The sequence below is a fragment of the Pseudomonas sp. GD03858 genome (assembly GCF_029840925.1).
Classification (GTDB): domain Bacteria; phylum Pseudomonadota; class Gammaproteobacteria; order Pseudomonadales; family Pseudomonadaceae; genus Aquipseudomonas.
This window is the reverse complement of sequence record NZ_JAOCDM010000057.1, coordinates 1-19,622: the sequence shown is the minus strand read 5'-3', so window position 1 is coordinate 19,622 and position 19,622 is coordinate 1. Positions and strand designations below refer to the sequence as shown.

General features: G+C 66.5%; 19 protein-coding genes. 13 read left to right on the top strand and 6 right to left on the bottom strand.

Annotated elements, in window-relative coordinates:
* Positions 1-41: 41 nt before the first annotated feature.
* From N5D48_RS15680 to N5D48_RS15665, 4 genes are read left to right on the top strand one after another with little or no spacing between them, the layout of a single operon-like run.
* The gene (locus N5D48_RS15680) at positions 42-1,106 is read left to right on the top strand and encodes an acyl-CoA/acyl-ACP dehydrogenase (RefSeq protein WP_279885832.1); all 1,065 of its coding nucleotides are present in this window, start codon (positions 42-44) and stop codon (positions 1,104-1,106) included.
* Positions 1,103-1,924, top strand: a complete 822-nt coding sequence (locus tag N5D48_RS15675; RefSeq protein ID WP_279885830.1) for an ABC transporter ATP-binding protein — start codon at positions 1,103-1,105, stop codon at positions 1,922-1,924. Before N5D48_RS15680 ends, N5D48_RS15675 begins: the two co-directional genes overlap by 4 nt.
* Positions 1,911-3,116 (top strand): ABC transporter substrate-binding protein, encoded by a 1,206-nt coding sequence (locus N5D48_RS15670; RefSeq protein WP_279885828.1) that lies wholly within the window; start codon positions 1,911-1,913, stop codon positions 3,114-3,116. The genes N5D48_RS15675 and N5D48_RS15670 overlap by 14 nt, the downstream gene beginning before the upstream one ends.
* Positions 3,116-3,871, top strand: a complete 756-nt coding sequence (locus N5D48_RS15665) for an ABC transporter permease (protein WP_279885826.1) — start codon at positions 3,116-3,118, stop codon at positions 3,869-3,871. Before N5D48_RS15670 ends, N5D48_RS15665 begins: the two co-directional genes overlap by 1 nt.
* Before the next feature lie 131 nt (positions 3,872-4,002).
* Here the strand turns inward: N5D48_RS15665 and N5D48_RS15660 are convergent, their stop codons facing one another.
* Together N5D48_RS15660 and argC are read right to left on the bottom strand one after the other, a co-directional pair.
* A complete protein-coding gene (locus tag N5D48_RS15660) occupies positions 4,003-4,689 on the bottom strand; it encodes a GNAT family N-acetyltransferase (protein WP_279885825.1) in 687 nt (228 codons plus the stop codon).
* 69 nt (positions 4,690-4,758) lie between these two features.
* Positions 4,759-5,688, bottom strand: coding sequence for an N-acetyl-gamma-glutamyl-phosphate reductase (argC, locus tag N5D48_RS15655; RefSeq protein WP_279885823.1), 930 nt, complete (start codon positions 5,686-5,688; stop codon positions 4,759-4,761).
* 125 nt (positions 5,689-5,813) lie between these two features.
* Between argC and N5D48_RS15650 the strand changes: the two genes are divergently transcribed.
* Positions 5,814-6,695: a LysR family transcriptional regulator gene (locus N5D48_RS15650; RefSeq protein WP_279885821.1), complete on the top strand. Its 882-nt coding sequence runs from the start codon at positions 5,814-5,816 to the stop codon at positions 6,693-6,695.
* A 315-nt stretch (positions 6,696-7,010) separates the two neighbouring features.
* Here N5D48_RS15650 and N5D48_RS15645 read toward each other — a convergent pair whose 3' ends face one another.
* On the bottom strand, positions 7,011-7,214 hold the full coding sequence (locus N5D48_RS15645; RefSeq protein WP_279885819.1) for a 4-oxalocrotonate tautomerase family protein: 204 nt from the start codon (positions 7,212-7,214) through the stop codon (positions 7,011-7,013).
* Between the two features lie 16 nt (positions 7,215-7,230).
* Positions 7,231-7,965 carry an SDR family NAD(P)-dependent oxidoreductase gene (locus N5D48_RS15640; protein ID WP_279885817.1) on the bottom strand — a complete coding sequence of 245 codons (735 nt, stop codon included), beginning with the start codon at positions 7,963-7,965 and terminating at the stop codon, positions 7,231-7,233.
* Positions 7,966-8,076: 111 nt separating this feature from the next.
* Between N5D48_RS15640 and N5D48_RS15635 the strand changes: the two genes are divergently transcribed.
* The 4 genes from N5D48_RS15635 to N5D48_RS15620 all read left to right on the top strand — a co-directional run bounded on the left by N5D48_RS15635 (position 8,077) and on the right by N5D48_RS15620 (position 11,313).
* Positions 8,077-8,997, top strand: a complete 921-nt coding sequence (locus N5D48_RS15635) for a LysR family transcriptional regulator (RefSeq protein ID WP_279885815.1) — start codon at positions 8,077-8,079, stop codon at positions 8,995-8,997.
* Positions 8,998-9,101: 104 nt separating this feature from the next.
* Positions 9,102-9,371: a hypothetical protein gene (locus tag N5D48_RS15630; RefSeq protein WP_279885813.1), complete on the top strand. Its 270-nt coding sequence runs from the start codon at positions 9,102-9,104 to the stop codon at positions 9,369-9,371.
* Positions 9,372-9,637: 266 nt separating this feature from the next.
* Positions 9,638-10,336 (top strand): MOSC domain-containing protein, encoded by a 699-nt coding sequence (locus tag N5D48_RS15625; RefSeq protein ID WP_279885811.1) that lies wholly within the window; start codon positions 9,638-9,640, stop codon positions 10,334-10,336.
* Positions 10,337-10,377: 41 nt separating this feature from the next.
* Positions 10,378-11,313: a 5'-nucleotidase gene (locus tag N5D48_RS15620; protein WP_279885809.1), complete on the top strand. Its 936-nt coding sequence runs from the start codon at positions 10,378-10,380 to the stop codon at positions 11,311-11,313.
* A 2-nt stretch (positions 11,314-11,315) separates the two neighbouring features.
* Here N5D48_RS15620 and N5D48_RS15615 read toward each other — a convergent pair whose 3' ends face one another.
* Together N5D48_RS15615 and ppnN are read right to left on the bottom strand one after the other, a co-directional pair.
* On the bottom strand, positions 11,316-11,966 hold the full coding sequence (locus tag N5D48_RS15615; RefSeq protein WP_279885808.1) for a TIGR04211 family SH3 domain-containing protein: 651 nt from the start codon (positions 11,964-11,966) through the stop codon (positions 11,316-11,318).
* Positions 11,967-12,200: 234 nt separating this feature from the next.
* The gene (gene ppnN / locus N5D48_RS15610; RefSeq protein ID WP_279885806.1) at positions 12,201-13,574 is read right to left on the bottom strand and encodes a nucleotide 5'-monophosphate nucleosidase PpnN; all 1,374 of its coding nucleotides are present in this window, start codon (positions 13,572-13,574) and stop codon (positions 12,201-12,203) included.
* A gap of 207 nt (positions 13,575-13,781) precedes the next feature.
* Here ppnN and N5D48_RS15605 point away from each other — a divergent pair, with 207 nt between their 5' ends.
* From N5D48_RS15605 to katG, 4 genes are all read left to right on the top strand, one after another.
* Positions 13,782-14,492, top strand: coding sequence for a YebC/PmpR family DNA-binding transcriptional regulator (locus tag N5D48_RS15605; RefSeq protein WP_028688730.1), 711 nt, complete (start codon positions 13,782-13,784; stop codon positions 14,490-14,492).
* An 86-nt stretch (positions 14,493-14,578) separates the two neighbouring features.
* Positions 14,579-15,523, top strand: a complete 945-nt coding sequence (locus N5D48_RS15600) for a LysR family transcriptional regulator (protein ID WP_279885803.1) — start codon at positions 14,579-14,581, stop codon at positions 15,521-15,523.
* A 182-nt stretch (positions 15,524-15,705) separates the two neighbouring features.
* Positions 15,706-17,118 (top strand): DOPA decarboxylase, encoded by a 1,413-nt coding sequence (locus tag N5D48_RS15595; RefSeq protein ID WP_279885801.1) that lies wholly within the window; start codon positions 15,706-15,708, stop codon positions 17,116-17,118.
* 315 nt (positions 17,119-17,433) lie between these two features.
* Positions 17,434-19,622 (top strand): catalase/peroxidase HPI (gene katG / locus N5D48_RS15590; protein WP_279885799.1); only part of this gene is annotated, 2,189 nt, incomplete at its 3' end.

Genomic DNA, 19,622 nt, shown 5'->3' with positions numbered 1-19,622 from the left:
CCTGGTGCCGGCGCGCCCGGCGTTTCAAAAGGAGTAGGGACATGCTTGATCACGCATTTCGACAGTGGCTGGATGCCAATGCCGAGGCCATCGACCAGGGCCAGTGCGATCCGCATCTGGTGCTGGCGCACCTTGCCGAGTCGCAGCTGCTGCGTATCGGTGTCGACCCGGCCTTGGGCGGCTCGGGCGGCGACGTCACCGAGGCGGTCGAAGCCATCGCGGCGATTGCCAGCCGCTCGCTGGCCGCGGCTTTCGTCTGCTGGGGGCAGCGCGCTTTCATCGAATACCTGTTGCAAAGCCCCAATCGCGCGCTGTGCGAACGGCTGATGCCCGGCCTGCTCAAGGGCGAGCTGGCTGGGGCCACCGGGCTTTCCAACGCCATGAAGTTCCTTTCCGGCATCGAAGCGCTGCAGGTACGCGCGCGCGCCGAAGGCGATGGCTGGAACCTAGAAGGTCGTCTGCACTGGGTGACCAACCTGCGCAAGAGCGGTTTCGTGGTGGCCGCGGCGATCGAGGACGAGGCGGGCGGCGCGCCGTTCGTGGTGGCCATTCCCTCGAACGCGCCGGGCCTGGAGCGCTCCGACGACCTGCAACTGATGGGCCTGCAGTCGAGCAACACCGCGGCGCTGGCCTTCCACCAGGTGCCGCTGGCCCGCGACTGGCTGCTGCATGACAATGCCCGCGAGTTCCTGCCCAAGGTGCGCCCGGCGTTCCTGGCGCTGCAGTGCGGCATGGCCATTGGCCTGGCGCGCCGCGCGCTGGATGAGGTGCAGGCGCACCTGCAGGGGCGTGGCTCGTTCCTCGAAGAGGCTCGCCAGGTGCTCAAGGAGCGCCTGGAGAATACTGTCGGCGAGCTCAAGCAAGGGCTGCTCGACGGGCGCTTCCTCGCCCAGCCGGCGGCACTGTTCAAGCTGCGCATCACCCTGGCCGAAAGCGCCGCAGATGCCGTGCAGCTCGAACTGCAGGCCAGTGGTGGCAGGGCCTACCTGACGGCCTATGGCGAAGGCTTCGCGCGCCGCTGGCGGGAATCGGCCTTCGTGCCGATCGTCACCCCCAGCCTGGTGCAACTGCGCGCCGAACTGCAACGTCAGGCGGCCACTGCATGACCGACGTGTTGCTCGAAGCCCGCGCTATCAGCCTGGGCTACCCGCGCGAGGGCGGCTGGCAGGCGGTGCTGGAACAGTTCGACCTGTCGCTGGCGCCGGGGGAGGTCGTCACCATCCTAGGCCCCAGCGGCGTCGGCAAGTCCAGCCTGTTGCGCGTGCTGGCCGGCCTGCAGCAGGCGCGGGGCGGCAGTGTCAGCCTGCATGGCGAGCCGTTGCAAGGGCCGCATCCGCGCCTGGCGGTGGCGTTCCAGGACCCCAGCCTGCTGCCTTGGCTGAGCCTGGAAAAGAACGTCGCCTTCGGTCTGGATTTCGCCCGGCAACCCAAGCTGCCCGCGAGCGAGCGCCGGGCACGGATCGACCATGCCATCGAGGCGGTGGGCCTGGCCCACGCCCGAGGCCAGTATCCGGCGCAGTTGTCCGGCGGCATGGCGCAACGCACGGCGCTGGCGCGTTGCCTGGCGCGCCAGCCCGAGGTGCTGCTGCTGGACGAGCCGTTCGGCGCCCTGGACGAGGTGACCCGCGCCGATATGCAGCAACTGCTGCTGCAGCTGATCGCCACCCACAACACCGCCGCCGTGCTGATCACCCATGACATCGACGAAGCCCTGCTGCTGTCCGATCGCGTGCTGCTGCTGGGCAACCAGCCGGCGCGCACCCTCGGCCAATGGCGTATCGACCTGCCGCAGCCGCGCGCGCAGCGGGTCGAGGAACTGGGCGCGTTGCGCATCGAGATTCTGAAGACCCTTCGGCGGGCAAGCCGCACAGCCGAACCCACTCCATCCCCCTTGCCCTCGGAGGCTGTCCATGTGCATGGATGACTGCTGTTCCACGACGTCCCGTCGCGATTTCCTCAAGCTGAGCGCCATGCTGACCGCCGCCGGTGCCGTGCCGCTGCTGTCGAGCCTGCAGGCGCGCGCCGCCGCCGAGCCGGACGCGCCGGTGCGCATCGGTTACCTGCCGATCACCGACGCCACGCCGCTGCTGGTGGCGCACAACAATGGCCTGTTCGAGGCCGAGGGCATCAAGGCCGAACGGCCGGTGCTGCTGCGCAGCTGGGCCCAGGTGATCGAGGCGTTCATCTCCGGACAGGTCAACGTCATCCACCTGCTGTCGCCGATGACCGTGTGGGCGCGCTACGGCAGCAAGGTGCCGGCCAAGGTCGTGGCCTGGAACCACGTCGGCGGCTCGGGGCTGACCGTGGCCCCGGACATCACCGAGATGAAGCAGCTCGGCGGCAAGACCGTGGCCATTCCGTTCTGGTACTCGATCCACAATGTGGTGTTGCAGCAGATGCTCAACGACAACGGCCTGAAGCCGGTGTCCAAGCCTGCGAGCGCGCAGCTGGCGGCCAACGAGGTCAACCTGCTGGTGCTGCCGCCGTCGGACATGCCACCGGCCCTGGCCAGCAAGCGCATCGCCGGCTACATCGTCGCCGAGCCGTTCAACGCCCTGGCCGAGAATCTCAAGGTCGGCCGCGTGCAGCGCTTCACCGGCGATGTGTGGCGCAACCACGCCTGTTGCGTGGTGTTCATGCACGAACACGACCTGAACAACCGTCCAGAGTGGTCGCAGAAGGTGGTCAACGCCATCGTCAAGGCCCAGCAATGGACCCGCGAGCACCGCGCCGAGGCCGCCGCGCTGCTGTCCAAGGCCGGCCCCAACAAGTACACACCGCACGAACCGGCGGTGCTGGCCAAGGTGTTGGCGCCTTCGGCCGAGGACCGCGCCGGCTACATCGCCAGTGGCGCGATTCAGCACCAGCAATGGGACGAGAAACGCATCGACTTCCAGCCATACCCGTTCCCCAGCTATACCGAGGAGCTGGTCAAGCGCCTGAAAAACACCCTGATCGAAGGCGAGAGCGCTTTCCTCGCCGGGCTGGATCCGGCGCAGACCGCGCGCGACCTGGTGGATGACCGTTTCGTGCGCAACGCCATCGCCGCCGTGGGTGGTCCGGCGACGTTCGGCATCGCCGAGAACTTCCAGCGTAGCGAGGAGTTCGCGGTCTGATGCGCAGGCATGTCGTGCATGGCGTCCTGGGCCTGGCCGGCCTGGCGGCGCTGTTGTTGCTGTGGTGGGCCGGTGTCCAGGTGTTCGGCGCGGCGGATGGGCTGTCGGCGCGCTTTTCGCCCCAGGCCACGCTGCAGAGCCTGGTCGAGCTGCTCGGGCAGGGCGAGGTCTATGGGCATGTCTGGGTGAGCCTCAAGCGCATCCTGGTCGGCCTGCTGCTGGCGCTGCTGATCGGCGTGCCGCTGGGGCTGCTGGTGGGCAGCTACCGCCATCTGGAGGCGGCGACCACTCCGGCGTTCCAGTTCCTGCGCATGATCTCGCCGTTGTCGTGGATGCCGGTGGTGGTGATGCTGATGGGCGTGGGCGATCAGCCGATCTACTTCCTGCTGGCCTTTGCCGCGCTGTGGCCGATCCTGCTCAATACCGCCGCTGGCGTGCGTCAGCTCGATCCGCGCTGGTTGCAGCTCAGCCGCAGCCTGAGCGCCACGCGTTGGGAGACGCTGTGCAAGGTGATCGTGCCAGGGGTGATCGGCCATGTCTTGACGGGAGTGCGCCTGGCAATCGGCATCCTGTGGATCGTGCTGGTGCCGTGCGAGATGCTTGGCGTCAGCGCGGGGCTTGGGTATTTCATTCTCGATACCCGCGATCGGCTGGCGTATTCCGAGCTGATGGCCATGGTGCTGCTGATCGGCGTGCTGGGCTTCATGCTCGATGCGCTGGCCCGTGGCCTGCATCGACGCTGGGTGCATGCCTGAAAGCCGCCCGGTGCGATGCACCGCGGTGCCTGCTTCGCGGGCAAGCCCGCTCCCACAGGGATAGCGCAAGACTTCAGGTCAGTGCGATCGCAGTGGGAGCAACTTCAGCCGGTGGTTCGGCGGTTCGTCAGTCAATGCCGGGTAAGGCGCTGCTTCACGCACGCCTGCGCCTGTTCCGCCAGACTGTCCAGCCGTTCATCGCGCAGCCGCTCGGCCTCCACCATCGCTTCCTCGCCCTGCTGCTTGAGCAAGTAGGCATGAATCTGCCGGACCTCGGTGCTCTGGTAGATCGGCGCGATATCCAGCCGCCCGATCAGCGCCCCGCTGGCACGCCCGGTGCTGCTCATCAGCACCTGTGGCCCGGCGCTGGCCACCACTTGCATGCCCATGGCCTCGAACCAGGGCACCTGCTCGACGAACGCGCTCAGCTCGACGTTGGCATAGCGGGCGCGCAGGTCATCCAGCAGCGCCCGGGCAATGCCCTGGCGACGGTGGCTGGGCAGCACCGCCAGGTAGGTCAGAGAACAGGCCTGGGCATCGTCCTGTGCCGGCAGCGCCAGGGCGAAACCGAGCAGCCGGTCGGGTGCCTCGGCATCCAGGGCCAGGATCAACTCCACGGCCAGGCCACGGGTACCGTCCAGGGCCATCAGGTACTGATGCGCCTCCATGCCCACGCCGTACTGGTACAGCGGGTAGAGCGGGTTGTCCGGGCTGATCGCGACACTGCTGAGCTGGCCGACATGGTCGATCACCAGCTGGCGGATCTGGTTCTGGAAAGATTCGGGTGGCACACCGTCAAGGCGGCGGAGGATGAACATCGCGGGTCGGGCTCCGGCTGAAACACCCCGGGTCGAAGCGACGCGGGGTGGTCAGTCTAGCGCCGATGGCTAGCGCAGCCCAGCCAGCAGCAGGTCGAGGTTCTGCACGGCGGCGCCCGAGGCCCCCTTGCCGAGGTTGTCGAACACCGCGGTCAGCAACACCTGGCCGTGCTCGGGGTTGGCGTAGAGGGCCAGGCGCAGGTCGTTGCTGTCGTTCAGCGCCTGCGGGTCGAGCGCCGGGGCCGGGCCTGCCTGGTGCAGGGGCAGCACCTGCACGTGGCGGGCGCCCTGGTAGTGCCGTTCGAGGCAGGCCTGCAACTGTTCGGCGCTGACGCCCGGCAACAGCCGCAACTGCAACGGGATGCTCAGCACGATGCCCTGTCGGTAGTCGCCGTAGCCCGGCACGAACACCGGTCGGGCGCCCAGGCCGGCATGCTGCTGGATCTCCGGAACATGCTTGTGCGCCAGTTCCAGACCATACAGTTGCAGCGCCGGCAGGTATGCGTCGCTGCGCTGCTCGTGGCGTTCGACCGCCGCCCGACCGCCGCCGGAGTAGCCGGAGATGGCATGGATGCTCAGCGGATAGTCGCTGGGCAGCAGGCCGGCCTTGATCAATGGGCGCAACAGGGCGATGGCGCCGGTGGGATAGCAACCGGGGTTGCTCACCCGGGTGGCCTGGGCGATGCGCTGCGCCTGCTCCTGGTCAAGCTCCGGCAGGCCATAGACCCAGCCGGGCGTGGTGCGGTGCGCGGAGCTGGCGTCGATTACCCGCACGGCGGGATTGCTGATCGTGGCCACGGCCTCGCGGGCGGCCTCGTCGGGCAGGCAGAGCAGGGCGATGTCGGCGCTGTTGATCGCCTCGGCGCGGCGTGCCGGGTTCTTGCGCTCGGCCTCGGGCAGGGTGAGCAGGCGCAGGTCCTGGCGACCGTGCAGGCGGGCATGGATCTGCAGGCCGGTGGTGCCTTGGTCGCCGTCGATGAAGACAAGGGGCTGGTGCATGGAAAGTGTCCGATCACGGGAAGATGGCACTATGCTCGTCGTTGTCGAAGAGAAAGAAAATTTGAATATCATGAATCACTTATTCAGAATTTCTGAACAATGTTCATGAGCCGTTCTGGAGTCCCATGCGCGAAATCAGCCTTGACCGCTTGCGTACCCTGGTCGTGATCGCCGACCACGGCTCCTTCGCCGATGCCGCCCGCCAGCTCAACCTCGCGCCGCCGACCATCAGCCTGCATGTGGCCGAACTGGAAGCGCGGGTCGGTGCGGCCTTGCTTACCCGCGCCCGCGGGCAGGTACGTCCCACGGTCATCGGCGAGACGCTGTTGGCGCGCGCCCGGCGCCTGCTGGCCGATGCCGACCAAGCCTTGGACGAGGTGCGCCGTCAGGTCGAAGGGCTGAGCGGACGGGTACGCCTGGGGGCCTCCACCGGGGCCATCGCCCATCTGCTGCCCAGGATGCTGGAAACGTTGCGGGTGGATCATCCGGGCATCGACGTGCAGGTCCAGGTGCTCACCTCGCAGGCGTCCCTGGCACGCTTGCGCGAGGGCACCCTGGACATCGGCCTGGTGGCGCTGCCGCAGATGGCGGGCAAGGGGCTCAGGGTCACGCCCTGGCGGCGCGACCCGATCATGGCCTATGTGCCCGCCGACTGGCAGCCACCGGCCCGGATCACGCCCATGTGGCTGGCGGGACGGGCGTTGATCCTCAACGACAGCACCACGCAATTGTCGCGAGTGACCTCGGAGTGGTTCGCTGCCGCAGGGCTGTACCCCGAGCCTCGGATCGAATTGAACTACAACGATGCGATCAAGAGCCTGGTGGCGGCGGGCTACGGCGCGACCTTGCTGCCGCAGGAAGGCGACGTGCAGGCGCATGATCCAAGGATCGTCCGGCGTCCGCTGCGGCCGGGGCTGTGGCGGCAGCTGGGCATTGCCTGCCGGGACGGTGCGGTGGAGCCGGCGACGGGGTTCGTGCTGGAGGCGTTGGAGCGTTTGCGACAGTAGGGCTGTGGTATTGCCGCAGGTGCCTTGTGGAGCCGGCACGGCCCCGTGGTTGCATATGACTTATTGATTCGGCAGGCCCTTGTGGGAGCGGCTTTAGCCGCGAACACCGGCGAAGCCGGTGCCTCTCACCGCGTCGCTTGCTTCGCGGCTAAAGCCGCTTCCACAGAATCACCTGTTCCTTGGAGCCAGCGCTGTACCTGTGGGAGCGGGCCGCTCCTAAAGGGGGCGCGCCAGGCTGAGAAATCTCAGCAAGACAGTTGTTCCCACAGGGTATGCGCCAGCCGCTCAATCCCCGTTCATGCCGTGGGAGTGGGTTTACCGCTCGCGCTTTCGCAACTCCGTCACCGTCTCCCCACCCACTCCCCAGTTGTCGGTCGGCACCTCCTCGATCACCACGAAGGTGCTGGCCGGTGGTTTGTTCAACACCTGCTCCAGCAGCCGGGTGGTGCCTTCGATCAGCTGGCGCTTGTGTTCAGCGGTGACGCCTTCATCGGTCACGCGGATATGGACGTAGGGCATCGCGATTCTCCAGGTTTCAGTGCCAGGTGCCGGCGGTGCTGCCACCGTCGACCGGCAGGATGACGCCGCTGACGTAGCGAGCGTCGGTCAGGTATAGCACGGCATCCACTACATCCTCGGGCTTGCCTGTGCGTCCGCTCGGCGACAGCGCGCCCAGGCCCTCGGCACCTTCGCCGTGCAGCGGGGTGTCGATGATGCCGGGCGCCACGGCATTGACCTGCACGCCGCTGCTCGCCAGCTCCAGGGCCAGGCCCTTGACCGCCTGGTTCAGGCCGCCCTTGACCAGTACCGGCAGCAGTGCCGGGACCCGGGTGTCCGGTTGCATCGCCACCGAGGCGGTGATGGCGACGATATGTCCATGGCCCTGGGCCTTCATCACCCGTGCCGCTGCCTGGGCAGGGTAGAAGAAGCCCTTGAGGTTGGTGCCGACCAGAGCGTCGACATCGGCCTCGGTGTAGTCGGTGACCGGCTTTGGAATGAAGATTCCCGCATTGTTGACCAGGATATCGACCTGGCCGAAGGTCTCCATGGCCACGCCGAACAGCCGCTCTGCGGTGGCCTTCTCGGCGATGTCGCCGGCCACGCCGATGAAGCCGCGCGGATTGCCGAGGCGGGCGGCGGCTTCGGCCAGGCGAGCCTCGGTGCGGGCATTGCCGACCACGTTGTCGCCGCGCTCGAGGAACGCCTTGGCGAGGGCGAAGCCCAGGCCGCTGGAGGCGCCGGTGATGATGACGGTGCGTGCTGTGCTCATGCTGTGAACTCCGGTTGATCGTGGGTGGAGCCACTTTAGGTCGCAAGGGTCGCTTGAAAAATACGGCGCATGGCATTTCAATCGATACATCATGTAATTAATGGAGTCGCCATGACCCGTCATTTCGACGACCTGCAACTGGGCAGCCTGGAGCTGTTCTGCCTTGCCGCCGACGCCGGTAGCTTTACCGAGGCGGCCAGCCAGGCGGGCGTCACTCCGGCGGCGGTAAGCCGCTCGGTGGCGCGTCTGGAAGAGCGCCTGGGGGTGCGTCTGTTCGTGCGTACCACCCGGCAGATGCGCCTGTCCGAGGCCGGCCAGGCCTATTACCAGCAATGCCGCGAAGCCCTGGGGCAACTGGTCGAGGCCGAGCGCCAGGTCGCCGGTGGCCAGCTCCAACCCAGTGGCCGCCTGCGCATCAGCGCCCCCACGCCTTATGCCCACCACCGGCTGTTGCCAATGTTGCCGCGTTTTCAGCAACGCTATCCGCAGGTGCAGGTGGACGTGCATGTGAGCAATCGCAACGTCGATTTCTTCGAGGAAAATTTCGATCTGGCGATCCGCGGGCGAGCGCCAGCCGACTCACGCCTGGTGGCCCGGCGCCTGGAGGACGCCGAGCTGGTGATCGTGGGAAGCCCGGGCTACCTGGCCCGGAGCGGGACGCCCCGTACGTTGGACGACCTGGCCGGGCACCAGTGCATCCAGTTCGAAATGCCCAGCACGGGGCGGCGCCCGCCATGGAGCTTTCGCCGTGATGGTGAGGTGGTGGAGCTCGACACCCAGGGGGCGTTCACCTGCCAGGGCGATTTCCTCGCCACCTCCACCCTGGCGCTTCACGGCGGCGGGTTGATGCAGGCCTATCGCTTCACCGTGCAGGACGCCCTGGGCAGCGGCGAGCTGGTCGAGGTGCTGGCCGAGCATGGCGGGACCTCGCGGCCCTTCATGCTGATCTACCCGCAAGCTCGGCACATGCCCTCGCGGGTGCGGGCGTTCATCGACTTCCTGCTGGCCGAGACGGTGCTACCGTTGGGCTGAAGCCGCGCGCGGCATGCGCTGGAGGGCTATTCTCCTTGCTGCTGGGCCGACCCGCAGTCCGGCTCGCACTCCAGTAGTCAGGCTGTTTCCCAGGAGAACACTCCATGAAATCCATGACACTGCTAGTGATTGCTTCCGTGTTGAGTTTCGCTGCCCACGCCGAAGACAGCGCGGCAACCAACTGTGACGCCAAGATCAAAGACCTGGAATACATCAGCAAGACCGATGGCCAGGCGCTGCATGGCGGCATGGCGCACGACTACCATGAGCTGCTCAAGGAGGCCAAGGGTGCCCAGGCCAACGGTGACATGAAGACCTGCCAGGCGTCCGCCGACCGCGCCAAGACCATCTACAACAAGGCGCGAGGCAAGTAGCGATCGGCACGCATGTGCCAGAGGGGGCGAGCCTGTGGGGTTACGTTTACGGGATTGACGTTGCGGGGCCGGTAGTTGGGGGCGTGGGAGCGGGCTTGCCCCGCGATGCCCTCTGTAGCCAGCACCGGCTGGCCGGGACTTCGCCCCGGATCGCGGGGCAAGCCCGCTCCCACAAGCGTTTCCCACAGGCTCGCCCCCACGCGTCTGCCTTGGGCCTGCCAGCGTGCTGGTGTAAGCTCGCTCGGTCCCTTGCGCGAGACCGCCGTATGCATCTGCCCAACCTACGCCTCGACAGCCTGCTTACCGGCACCGCCCGGCCTTTCACCCGTCCCGGTTCGCACAGCGCCATCGACAAGCAGCCCCGGCAAGAGCCGCTGGCGGTCACGTTCCTCGGCATCGCCGGCGACGAGCAAGGCGATTTGCGTGTGCACGGTGGCGTGGAAAAAGCCATTCATCACTATCCCCGCGACCACTACAGCGATTGGGCCGCCGAACTCGGCGCGCATCCCTTGCTGGCAAAGCCCGGTGCCTTTGGCGAGAACTTCAGCAGCAGCGGCTGGCGCGAGGCGGATGTCTGCCTGGGCGATCGCATTCGCGCGGGCACGGCGTTGCTCGAGATTTCCCAGGGGCGCATGCCGTGCTGGAAGCTCAACGACCGTTTCGATGTGGCGCAGATGGCGCTGCGAGTACAGCAAAGCGGGCGCACCGGTTGGTACTACCGGGTGCTGGAGGAGGGCACGGTCGCTGCGGGCGACACCTTGCAGCTGGTCGAGCGGCCCCATGCACAGTGGTCGGTGGCCCGGCTGTCGGCGGTGCTGTTCGACAAGCGCCTGGAGCCGGAGCTGCTGCGCGAATGCCTGGCGCTGCCGCTGGTGCCGAGCTGGCGCCGGACCTTGGAGAAACGCCTGGAGCAGCGCGAGATCGAAGATTGGACGTCGCGTCTGCAGGGCCGCGCCGACGGCTGAGCATCCACACCTTCACTCTCTTCACGACAAGGAAATCCCCTATGCCTTTCGAGCTGGACGACCGCCTGGTGATCGGCGTTGCCTCGAGCGCGGTGTTCGACTTGAGCGAATCCGACGCGGTGTTTCGTCGCGACGGCGAGGCGCAGTACCGCAAGTACCAGGAGCAGCACCTGGAGGTGCCCTTGGGCAAGGGCATCGCCTATCCGTTCATCAAGCGCCTGCTGGCCCTCAATGACCTGCGTGAAGACCCCGAAGACCCTTTGGTGGAAGTGGTCCTGCTGTCGCAGAACGATCCGGACACCGGCATGCGGGTCATGAAGACCATCGGCCACTACGGCCTGAACATGACTCGGGCGATCTTCACCCAGGGGCGCTCGCCGTACGAGTACATCCCCGCGTTGAACATCGCGCTGTTCCTTTCCGCGGACAAACAGCATGTGGATGCGGCAATCAAGAGTGGCTATCCGGCCGGCCAGGTACTCGACTCGCGGTTCGATGACGACGAAAGCGACGATAACCTGCGCATCGCCTTCGACTTCGACGGTGTGCTGGCGGGGGACGAGTCGGAGGCGGTGATGCAGTCGGGCGGGCTGGGCAGTTTCCATGCCCATGAGGTGATCAATGTCGCCCAACCGCACAATCCTGGCCCGCTGAAGGAATTCTTCGTGCGTATCGCACGGATCCAGGCGGTCGAGGAACAGTACAAGCTAGACCACCCCGGCTATGAGAATCGTCTGCGGGTGTCGATCGTCACCGCGCGCAACGCGCCGTCCCACGAACGGGCGCTCAACACCCTGAAAAGCTGGGGCGTGATGGCCAATGACGCCTTCTTCCTCGGCGGCATCGAGAAGCGCCGGGTCTTGCAGGTGCTCAAACCCCATATCTTCTTCGAGGACCATCCCGCGCACTTGAAGGGCTCCCGCACCGTGGTGCCCTCCGTGCATATCCCTTTTGGCGTCACCAACCAGCCTGAATAGCCTCAGAACCAGCGGTCGTTACGCTTGCGACCCCGCGTCAGCGCCGGCAGGATCAGCCCCACCAGCAGCCCGGCGCCGGCGATGCTGCCGCCATAGACCATGTAGCGCATCATCACCTGCTTGTTCTCGTCACCGAGCCGCGCCTGGGTGTCGCGCAGGCTCGATTGCACCTGTTCGAGCTGTTCGTTCAAGGCTTTGTTGCGGGTTTCCAGTTCGCCGATCAGCGCCTTGCGCGAGTCGAGGGTCTCCTGCATGCCCTGCACACGGTTCTTCCAGCTGTCGTCGATGGTCTTGAGCTGGCCGGACAGCTCGGCCACCTGGGTGTCCAGCTGCGGCAGGCGCTCGCTCTGGCCCGGCACGGCCTGCAGGTCGTTGCTCAGGATCCACACCAGGTCGCCATTCTGGCCACGCACCTGGCTGTAGTTGCCCTGGCTGGTGACCAGCGAGACCCGCTGCCCGGACTTGAGCGTGCCGACGATGCGATGGCCATCGGTGGGGCCGCTGCGCACGTAGGTGCTCAGGCTGTCGCTGACCCAGCGCGCATCGCTGGCCGGCTCCTCGGCGTGGGCCGGGGCGGCGAGGGCGATCAGGGCGGCGATCAGGCCGCCACGCAGGGCGGTGAGGGCAGGGGAGGCGGGCTGGTTGTCTGGCATGCTGGTCTTCGCTGAATACGGGACGAATGAAGGCCCGATGACTGGGCCGGCGATCCGGTCGAGTAAATTGACCGTCAGCGAAAGACCGTTTTTTTGTAGGCAGGTTCACTGCTTGGCGTGGGAAATGTCTGCGGAATGTTGCGAAATGCAGTCAGCCGGTGGGAGCGGGCTTGACCCGCGATGGCGATGCCTGGGCTGGCGCCATCGCGGGCAAGCCCGCTCCCACAGGGATCATCAGGTCACGACCTGGTAGCAAGGCACATAGGCCGCGCCCCCCGGCAGCTTCATCCGGTGCTGGTCGACGAACGCCTGCAGCAACCGGCCCAGCGGGTCGAGAATCGCCGCATCGCCATGGATCTGGTACGGCCCGTGCTCTTCGATCAGGCGAATGCCCTTGTCCTTGACGTTGCCCGCGACGATGCCAGAGAACGCCCGGCGCAGGTTGGCCGCCAGCTCGTGGGGCGGCAGGTCGCGGCGCAGGGCCAGGTTGGCCATGTTTTCATGGGTTGGATCGAACGGGCGTTGGAAGCCTTCGTCGATCTTCAGCAGCCAGTTGAAATGGAACGCGTCGTTGCGCTCGCGACGGAACTGCTTGACCGCCTTGAGCCCTTCGACCATGTGCCGGGCCACTTCGGCCGGGTCGTCGATGATGATCTGGTAATGGCGTTGCGCCGCTTCGCCGAGGGTGGCGCCGACGAAATCGTGCAATTGCAGCAGGAACGCTTCGGCGCTGCGCGGCCCGGTGAGGATGACCGGGAACGGCAGGTCCTGGTTGTCCGGGTGCATGAGGATACCGAGCAGATAGAGGAACTCCTCGGCGGTGCCGGCGCCGCCCGGGAAGATGATGATACCGTGGCCGACGCGGACGAAGGCCTCCAGGCGCTTCTCGATGTCCGGCAGGATCACCAGTTCGTTGACGATCGGGTTGGGCGCCTCGGCGGCAATGATGCCTGGCTCGGTCAGGCCCAGGTAGCGGCTGCCGTGCATGCGTTGCTTGGCGTGGGCGATGGTGGCGCCTTTCATCGGCCCCTTCATCACGCCCGGGCCACAGCCGGTGCAGACATCCAGCTTGCGCAGGCCCAGCTCGTGGCCGACCTTCTTGGTGTATTGGTATTCCTCGCTGCTGATCGAGTGACCACCCCAGCACACCACCATTTTCGGCTCGACGCCCGGGCGCAGGGTGCGGGCGTTGCGCAGCAGGTGGAAGACATAGTCGGTGAGGCCCTGGGAGCTTTCCAGGTCGATGCGCTGGCTGGCCAGCTCGCTCTCGGTGTAGACGATGTCGCGCAGGGCGCTGAACAGCATTTCGCGGGTGCTGGCGATCATCTCGCCATCGACGAAGGCGTCGGCGGGGGCGTTGAGCAGCTCCAGGCGCACGCCACGGTCCTGCTGGTGGATGCGCACCTCGAAGTCCTTGTAGGCCTCGAGGATGGTCTTGGCGTTGTCGACATGGGCGCCGGTGTTGAGGATGGCCAGGGCGCACTGGCGGAACAGGGTATAGAGGCTGCCGGTACCGACTTCGCTCAGTTGCTGGACTTCACGTTGCGACAGCGTCTCCAGGCTGCCTTTGGGGCTGACGGAGGCGTTGATGACATTGCGTTGGGGCATGTAAGTCTTTCCTGTGCGGGTAAAACATCCTTCTTGGACAACACCATACAAGCAAATGCGCGCGGCAACGAGGGGGCGGCGGAAAAAGCGGCCGGTCGGTGCCCGTGGCGTGATTTCTTGTCGATCAGGCCGGCGAGGGCGTATAAACTGCTCCCCACTTTTGGCCGGTCGCTTCCTGAACCGGTCGCGGAAACAAAGAGAGTCGATATGGGCGCACAGTGGAAAGCCAAACATAGAGAAACAGCGGCCAATGCCAAAGGCAAGATCATGGGCAAGCTGGCCAAGGAGATCCAGATCGCTGCCAAGTCGGGCGCCGACCCGGACATGAACCCGCGCCTGCGCCTGGCCATCGTCCAGGCCAAGAAAGCCTCGATGACCCGTGAGACCCTGGAGCGCGCGATCAAGAAAGGCGCGGGCCTGGACGGCGAGGCCGTGCAGTACCATGCCGTCAGCTACGAGGGCTTCGCCCCGCACCAGGTGCCGCTGATCGTCGAGTGCCTGACCGACAACATCAACCGTACCGTGGCGCAGATCCGCGTGCTGTTCCGCAAGGGCCAGCTGGGCGCCAGCGGTTCGGTGGCGTGGGACTTCAACCATGTCGGGCTGATCGAGGCCACCCCGGAAGGCGACGCCGACCCGGAAATGGCGGCCATCGAAGCCGGCGCCCAGGACTTCGAGGACGGCGAGGAAGAGGGCTCGACCCTGTTCATCACCGACACCACCGACCTGGACGCCGTGCAGAAGGCCCTGCCGGAGCATGGCTTCACCGTCACCTCGGCGAAGATCGGCTACACCCCGAAGAACCCGGTGAGCGCCGCTGGCCTGAGTGCTGAAGCCCTGGCCGAAGTCGAGGCGTTCCTCGAGGCGATCGACGAGAACGAAGACGTGCAGAACGTCTATGTCGGTCTGACCGACTGATCCGCGCGTCATCCTCGCGGGGCAATCCCACTCCCAGCACGTTTGTGGGAGCGGGCTTGCCCCGCGATCATTTCCGGACCCGTGCCATGCACCCCATCTTCGCCTCCCTCAGCCTCGCCCACCTGGGCACCCTCGACTGCCTCCTGCAACTGAAGAACCTCAGCCATGCCGCCGAGCGCCTGGGCTGTAGCCAATCGACCCTGAGCCGCCAGCTGGCCAGCCTGCGCGAGGCCTTCGACGACCCGTTGCTGGTGCGCCAGGGCCGAGGCTATGTGCTCAGCGAGCACGCCGAGGCGCTGGTCGAGCCGTTGCGTCAGGTGCTGGAGGAGCTCAACGCCCTGCGCCAGCCCGCGGCGTTCGACCCGGCGCGCTGCGAGCGACGCTTCTGCCTGGCGGCCTCCGACTACGTGGCCGAGCACATGCTGCCGCAGTTGGTGACGGTGCTGGAGCAGGAAGCGCCGGGGGTGTCGCTGGAGTACCGCACCTGGCAGGCCGGGCAGTATGCCTTGCTCGCCAGCGGCGAGATCGACCTGGCCACCACGCTGTTCGACGAGTCGCCGCCGAACCTGCACGGCCGGCTGCTGGGCGAGGATCGGGCGGTGTGCCTTATGCGCCATGACCATCCGCTGAGTGCCCGTGCCGAGCTGAGCCAGGACGACTACCTGGCCTTCAAGCATGTGCGGGTATCCGGGGGCGGCGACAAGGACAGCTTCATCGACCGTCATCTGCGCGCCCAGGGGCTGCAGCGGCGCATCAGCCTGGAGGTACCGTTCTTCAGCGCCATGGTCCAGGTGCTCGGCAATGGCCAGGCCCTGGCCACGGTGCCCGAGCACATTGCCCGGCAACTGGCGCGCCTGCACGGCCTCAGCTGGCGGCCGATGGGCTTTATCGACCACACCCAGCGCTACTGGGTGGTCTGGCACCAGCGCTTGCAGGCCTCGGCGGAGCATCGCTGGTTGCGCAACCGCGTGTTCGAGGTGTGGCGCCAGTCGCAGTTCGGCGTTCAGGGCGGGCATGCGCCTTCGCCATAGCAGCTATGCGCGAAGCGGGGTTATTCGCAAGCCGGCAGGCGCCTAGACTGCGGGCATTGTGTGGCCTGTATTGGCCCTTTCGCGGGTAAACCCGCTCCCACAGGATTGCGTGGCTCCTGTGGGAGCGGGCTTACCCGCGAAAGGGCCGGCACAGGCACCTGACAATCCACAGGAGAGCCCCCGTGACCCCCGAGCAATTCCGCCAGTACGGCCACCAACTGATCGACCTGATCGCCGACTACCGCCAGAGCGTCGCCGAGCGCCCGGTCATGGCCCAGGTCGAACCCGGCTACCTCAAGGCCGCCTTGCCCGACGCGGCGCCGCGCCAGGGCGAGCCGTTCGAAGCCATCCTCGCCGACGTCGACAAACTGGTGATGCCCGGCCTGTCCCACTGGCAGCATCCGAATTTCTACGGCTATTTCCCCTCCAACGGCACGTTGTCGTCGGTGCTCGGCGATTTCCTCAGCACCGGCCTGGGCGTGCTCGGCCTGTCCTGGCAGTCGAGCCCGGCCCTGAGCGAGCTGGAGGAAACCACCCTCGACTGGCTGCGCCAGTTGCTGGGCCTGAGCGCGCAGTGGAGCGGCGTGATCCAGGACACCGCCTCGACCAGTACCCTGGTGGCGCTGATCTGCGCCCGCGAGCGCGCCAGTGACCATGCCCAGGTGCGCGGCGGCCTGCAGGCCCAGGCCAGGCCGCTGATCGTCTATGTCAGCGCCCATGCCCACAGCTCGGTGGACAAGGCGGCGCTGCTGGCCGGTTTCGGCCGTGACAACATCCGCCTGATCCCCACCGACGCGCAGTTCGCCATGCGCCCTGACGCCCTGGAGGCAGCCATCGCCAAGGACCTGGTCGCCGGCAACCAGCCATGCGCCGTGGTCGCCACCACCGGCACCACCACCACCACCGCGCTGGACCCGCTGCGCGCGATCGGCGAGATCGCCCAGGCCAACCAGCTGTGGCTGCACGTCGACTCGGCCATGGCCGGCTCGGCGATGATCCTGCCTGAGTGCCGCTGGATGTGGGACGGCATCGAGCTGGCCGACTCGGTGGTGGTCAACGCCCACAAGTGGCTGGGCGTGGCCTTCGACTGCTCGATCTACTACGTGCGCGATCCGCAGCATCTGATCCGGGTGATGAGCACCAACCCGAGCTACCTGCAGTCGGCGGTCGATGGCGAGGTGAAGAACCTGCGCGACTGGGGCATACCCCTGGGCCGCCGGTTCCGTGCCCTGAAACTGTGGTTCATGCTGCGCAGCGAAGGGGTCGAGGCCCTGCAGCAGCGCCTGCGTCGTGACCTTGAGAACGCGCAGTGGCTGGCCGGGCAGGTCGAGGCGGCGTCGCAGTGGGAAGTACTGGCGCCGGTGCAGTTGCAGACTCTGTGCATCCGTCATCGCCCGGCGGGCCTCGAAGACGAGGCGCTGGATGCCCACACCCGCGCCTGGGCCGAGCGCCTCAACGCCTCGGGCGATGCCTACGTGACCCCGGCGACCCTCGACGGACGCTGGATGGTGCGGGTCTCGGTGGGGGCGCTGCCGACCGAGCGCGAGCATGTCGAGCGACTGTGGACCCGGTTGCAGGCGGTGGTGGCCGAGTAACACGGCAAATTCAGGTGCTGGAGCCTGTCGCGGGGCAAGCCCGCTCCCACGTATTTGTGGGGGCGGGCTTGCCCCGCGATACGTTCAGCAAGGCTGACAGAGCGAGGCTATTACCCCCCAATAGTGCCTCTATTAGACCTCTGCCCAGGCTCGACTAGTCTTTCTGCTGGTTCCGCAAAAAGCCGGTGCACAGGCGTGCCCGGTCACAACTGATGAGGAGTGGCGCGCTTTCGGGCGCGTCTGTTCCAACACCTGGCAGCGAAATACAAGAACGCCCGGAAATCTGAATTGAACCGACCCAAAAGGTAGAAGCAGATGGCGAACGAATCGAAATGCCCGTTCCATCAAACCGCAGGTGGCGGCACCACCAACCGTGACTGGTGGCCCGACCAGCTCAACCTGAAGATTCTCCATCAACATACCCGCAAGTCCGATCCGATGGACCCGGACTTCGACTATGCCAAGGCCTTCAAGAGCCTCGACTTTCAGGCCCTGAAACGCGACCTGAACGCCCTGATGACCGATTCCCAGGACTGGTGGCCCGCTGACTTCGGTCACTATGGCCCACTGTTCATCCGCATGGCCTGGCACAGCGCCGGCACCTATCGCATCGGCGATGGCCGCGGCGGCGCCGGTGCCGGCCAGCAACGCTTCGCCCCGCTCAACAGCTGGCCCGACAACGTCAGCCTGGACAAGGCCCGGCGCCTGCTGTGGCCGATCAAGCAGAAGTATGGCAACAAGATTTCCTGGGCCGACCTGATCGTGCTCACCGGCAACGTCGCGCTGGAGTCCATGGGCTTCAAGACCTTTGGCTTCTCCGGTGGCCGCGCCGACGTGTGGGAGCCCGATGAAGACGTGTACTGGGGGTCGGAAAAGGTCTGGCTGGGTGGCGACACCCGTTACGGCAAGACCGAGGCGCCTGGCCAGGGCGACCTGGTGGCCGAGCCCTCCAAGCGCCCCGAGGAGCAGAGCCGCGACCTCGAACGCAACCTGGAAAACCCGCTGGCCGCGGTGCAGATGGGCCTGATCTATGTGAACCCCGAAGGCCCGGACGGCAACCCCGATCCGGTCGCCTCGGGCAAGGACATCCGCGAGACCTTTGGCCGCATGGCCATGAACGATGAAGAAACCGTGGCCTTGATCGCCGGTGGCCACGCCTTCGGCAAGACCCACGGTGCCGGCCCCGCCGACAATGTCGGCGCCGAGCCGGAAGCCGCGGGCCTGGAGCAGCAGGGCTTTGGCTGGCACAACAAATTCGGTACCGGCAAGGGCGGCGATACCATCACCAGTGGCCTGGAAGTGATCTGGACCTCGACTCCGACGAAGTGGAGCAACGAGTACCTCAACAACCTGTTCAACTTCGAGTGGGAACTGACCAAGAGCCCGGCCGGTGCCCACCAGTGGCGGCCGAAGGACGGCAAGGGTGCGGGGACCGTGCCCGATGCCCACGATCCCGGCAAGAAGCACGCCCCATCGATGCTCACTTCTGACCTGGCGCTGCGCTTCGACCCTATCTACGAACCCATCGCCCGGCGTTTCAAGGACAACCCCGACCAGCTCGCCGACGCCTTCGCCCGCGCCTGGTACAAGCTGATCCACCGTGACATGGGCCCGCTGGCCCGCTACCTCGGGCCGGAGATGCCCAACGAGGAGCTGCTGTGGCAGGATCCGCTGCCCAAGGCCGGCCCTCAGCCGAGCGACGCCGATATCGCCGCGCTCAAGGCCAAGGTGCTGGCTTCGGGGCTGAGTGTCCCTGAACTGGTTTCCGCCGCTTGGGCCTCGGCCTCGACCTTCCGCGGTTCCGACAAGCGCGGTGGCGCCAACGGTGCGCGGTTGCGCCTGGCGCCGCAGAACGGCTGGACGGCGAATCAGGGCCTGGACAAGGTGCTGACGGCACTGGAGAAGATTCGCAGCGAGGGCGGTAACAAGATCTCCCTGGCCGACCTGATCGTGCTGGCCGGCAGCGCGGCGGTGGAGAAGGCCGCCAAGGATGCCGGGCACAGCATCAGCGTGCCGTTCCGTCCGGGGCGCGTGGATGCCTCGCAGGAACAGACCGATGTCGAGTCGTTTGCCGTGCTCGAACCCTTGGCCGACGGTTTCCGTAACTTCACCAAGGCCCGCTACAGCGTGAAGGCCGAGAAACTCCTGTTGGACAAGGCCCAGCTACTGACCCTGACCGCGCCGGAACTGACCGTGCTGATCGGTGGCCTGCGGGTGCTGGGCGCCAACCACGGCGGTGGCAAGGACGGCGTGTTCACCGACAAGGTCGGCGTGCTCAGCAACGACTTCTTCCGCAACCTGCTGGACATGGGCGTGGAATGGAAGCCGACCTCGGCCGACAACGAAGCCTTCGAAGGCCGTGACCGCAAGACCGGGCAAGTGAAGTGGACAGCCAGCCGGGTCGACCTGGTGCTTGGCTCCCATGCCCAGTTGCGCGCGATCAGCGAGGTGTATGGCAGCAGCGACGCCAAGGAGAAGTTCGTCAAGGACTTCGTTGCCGCCTG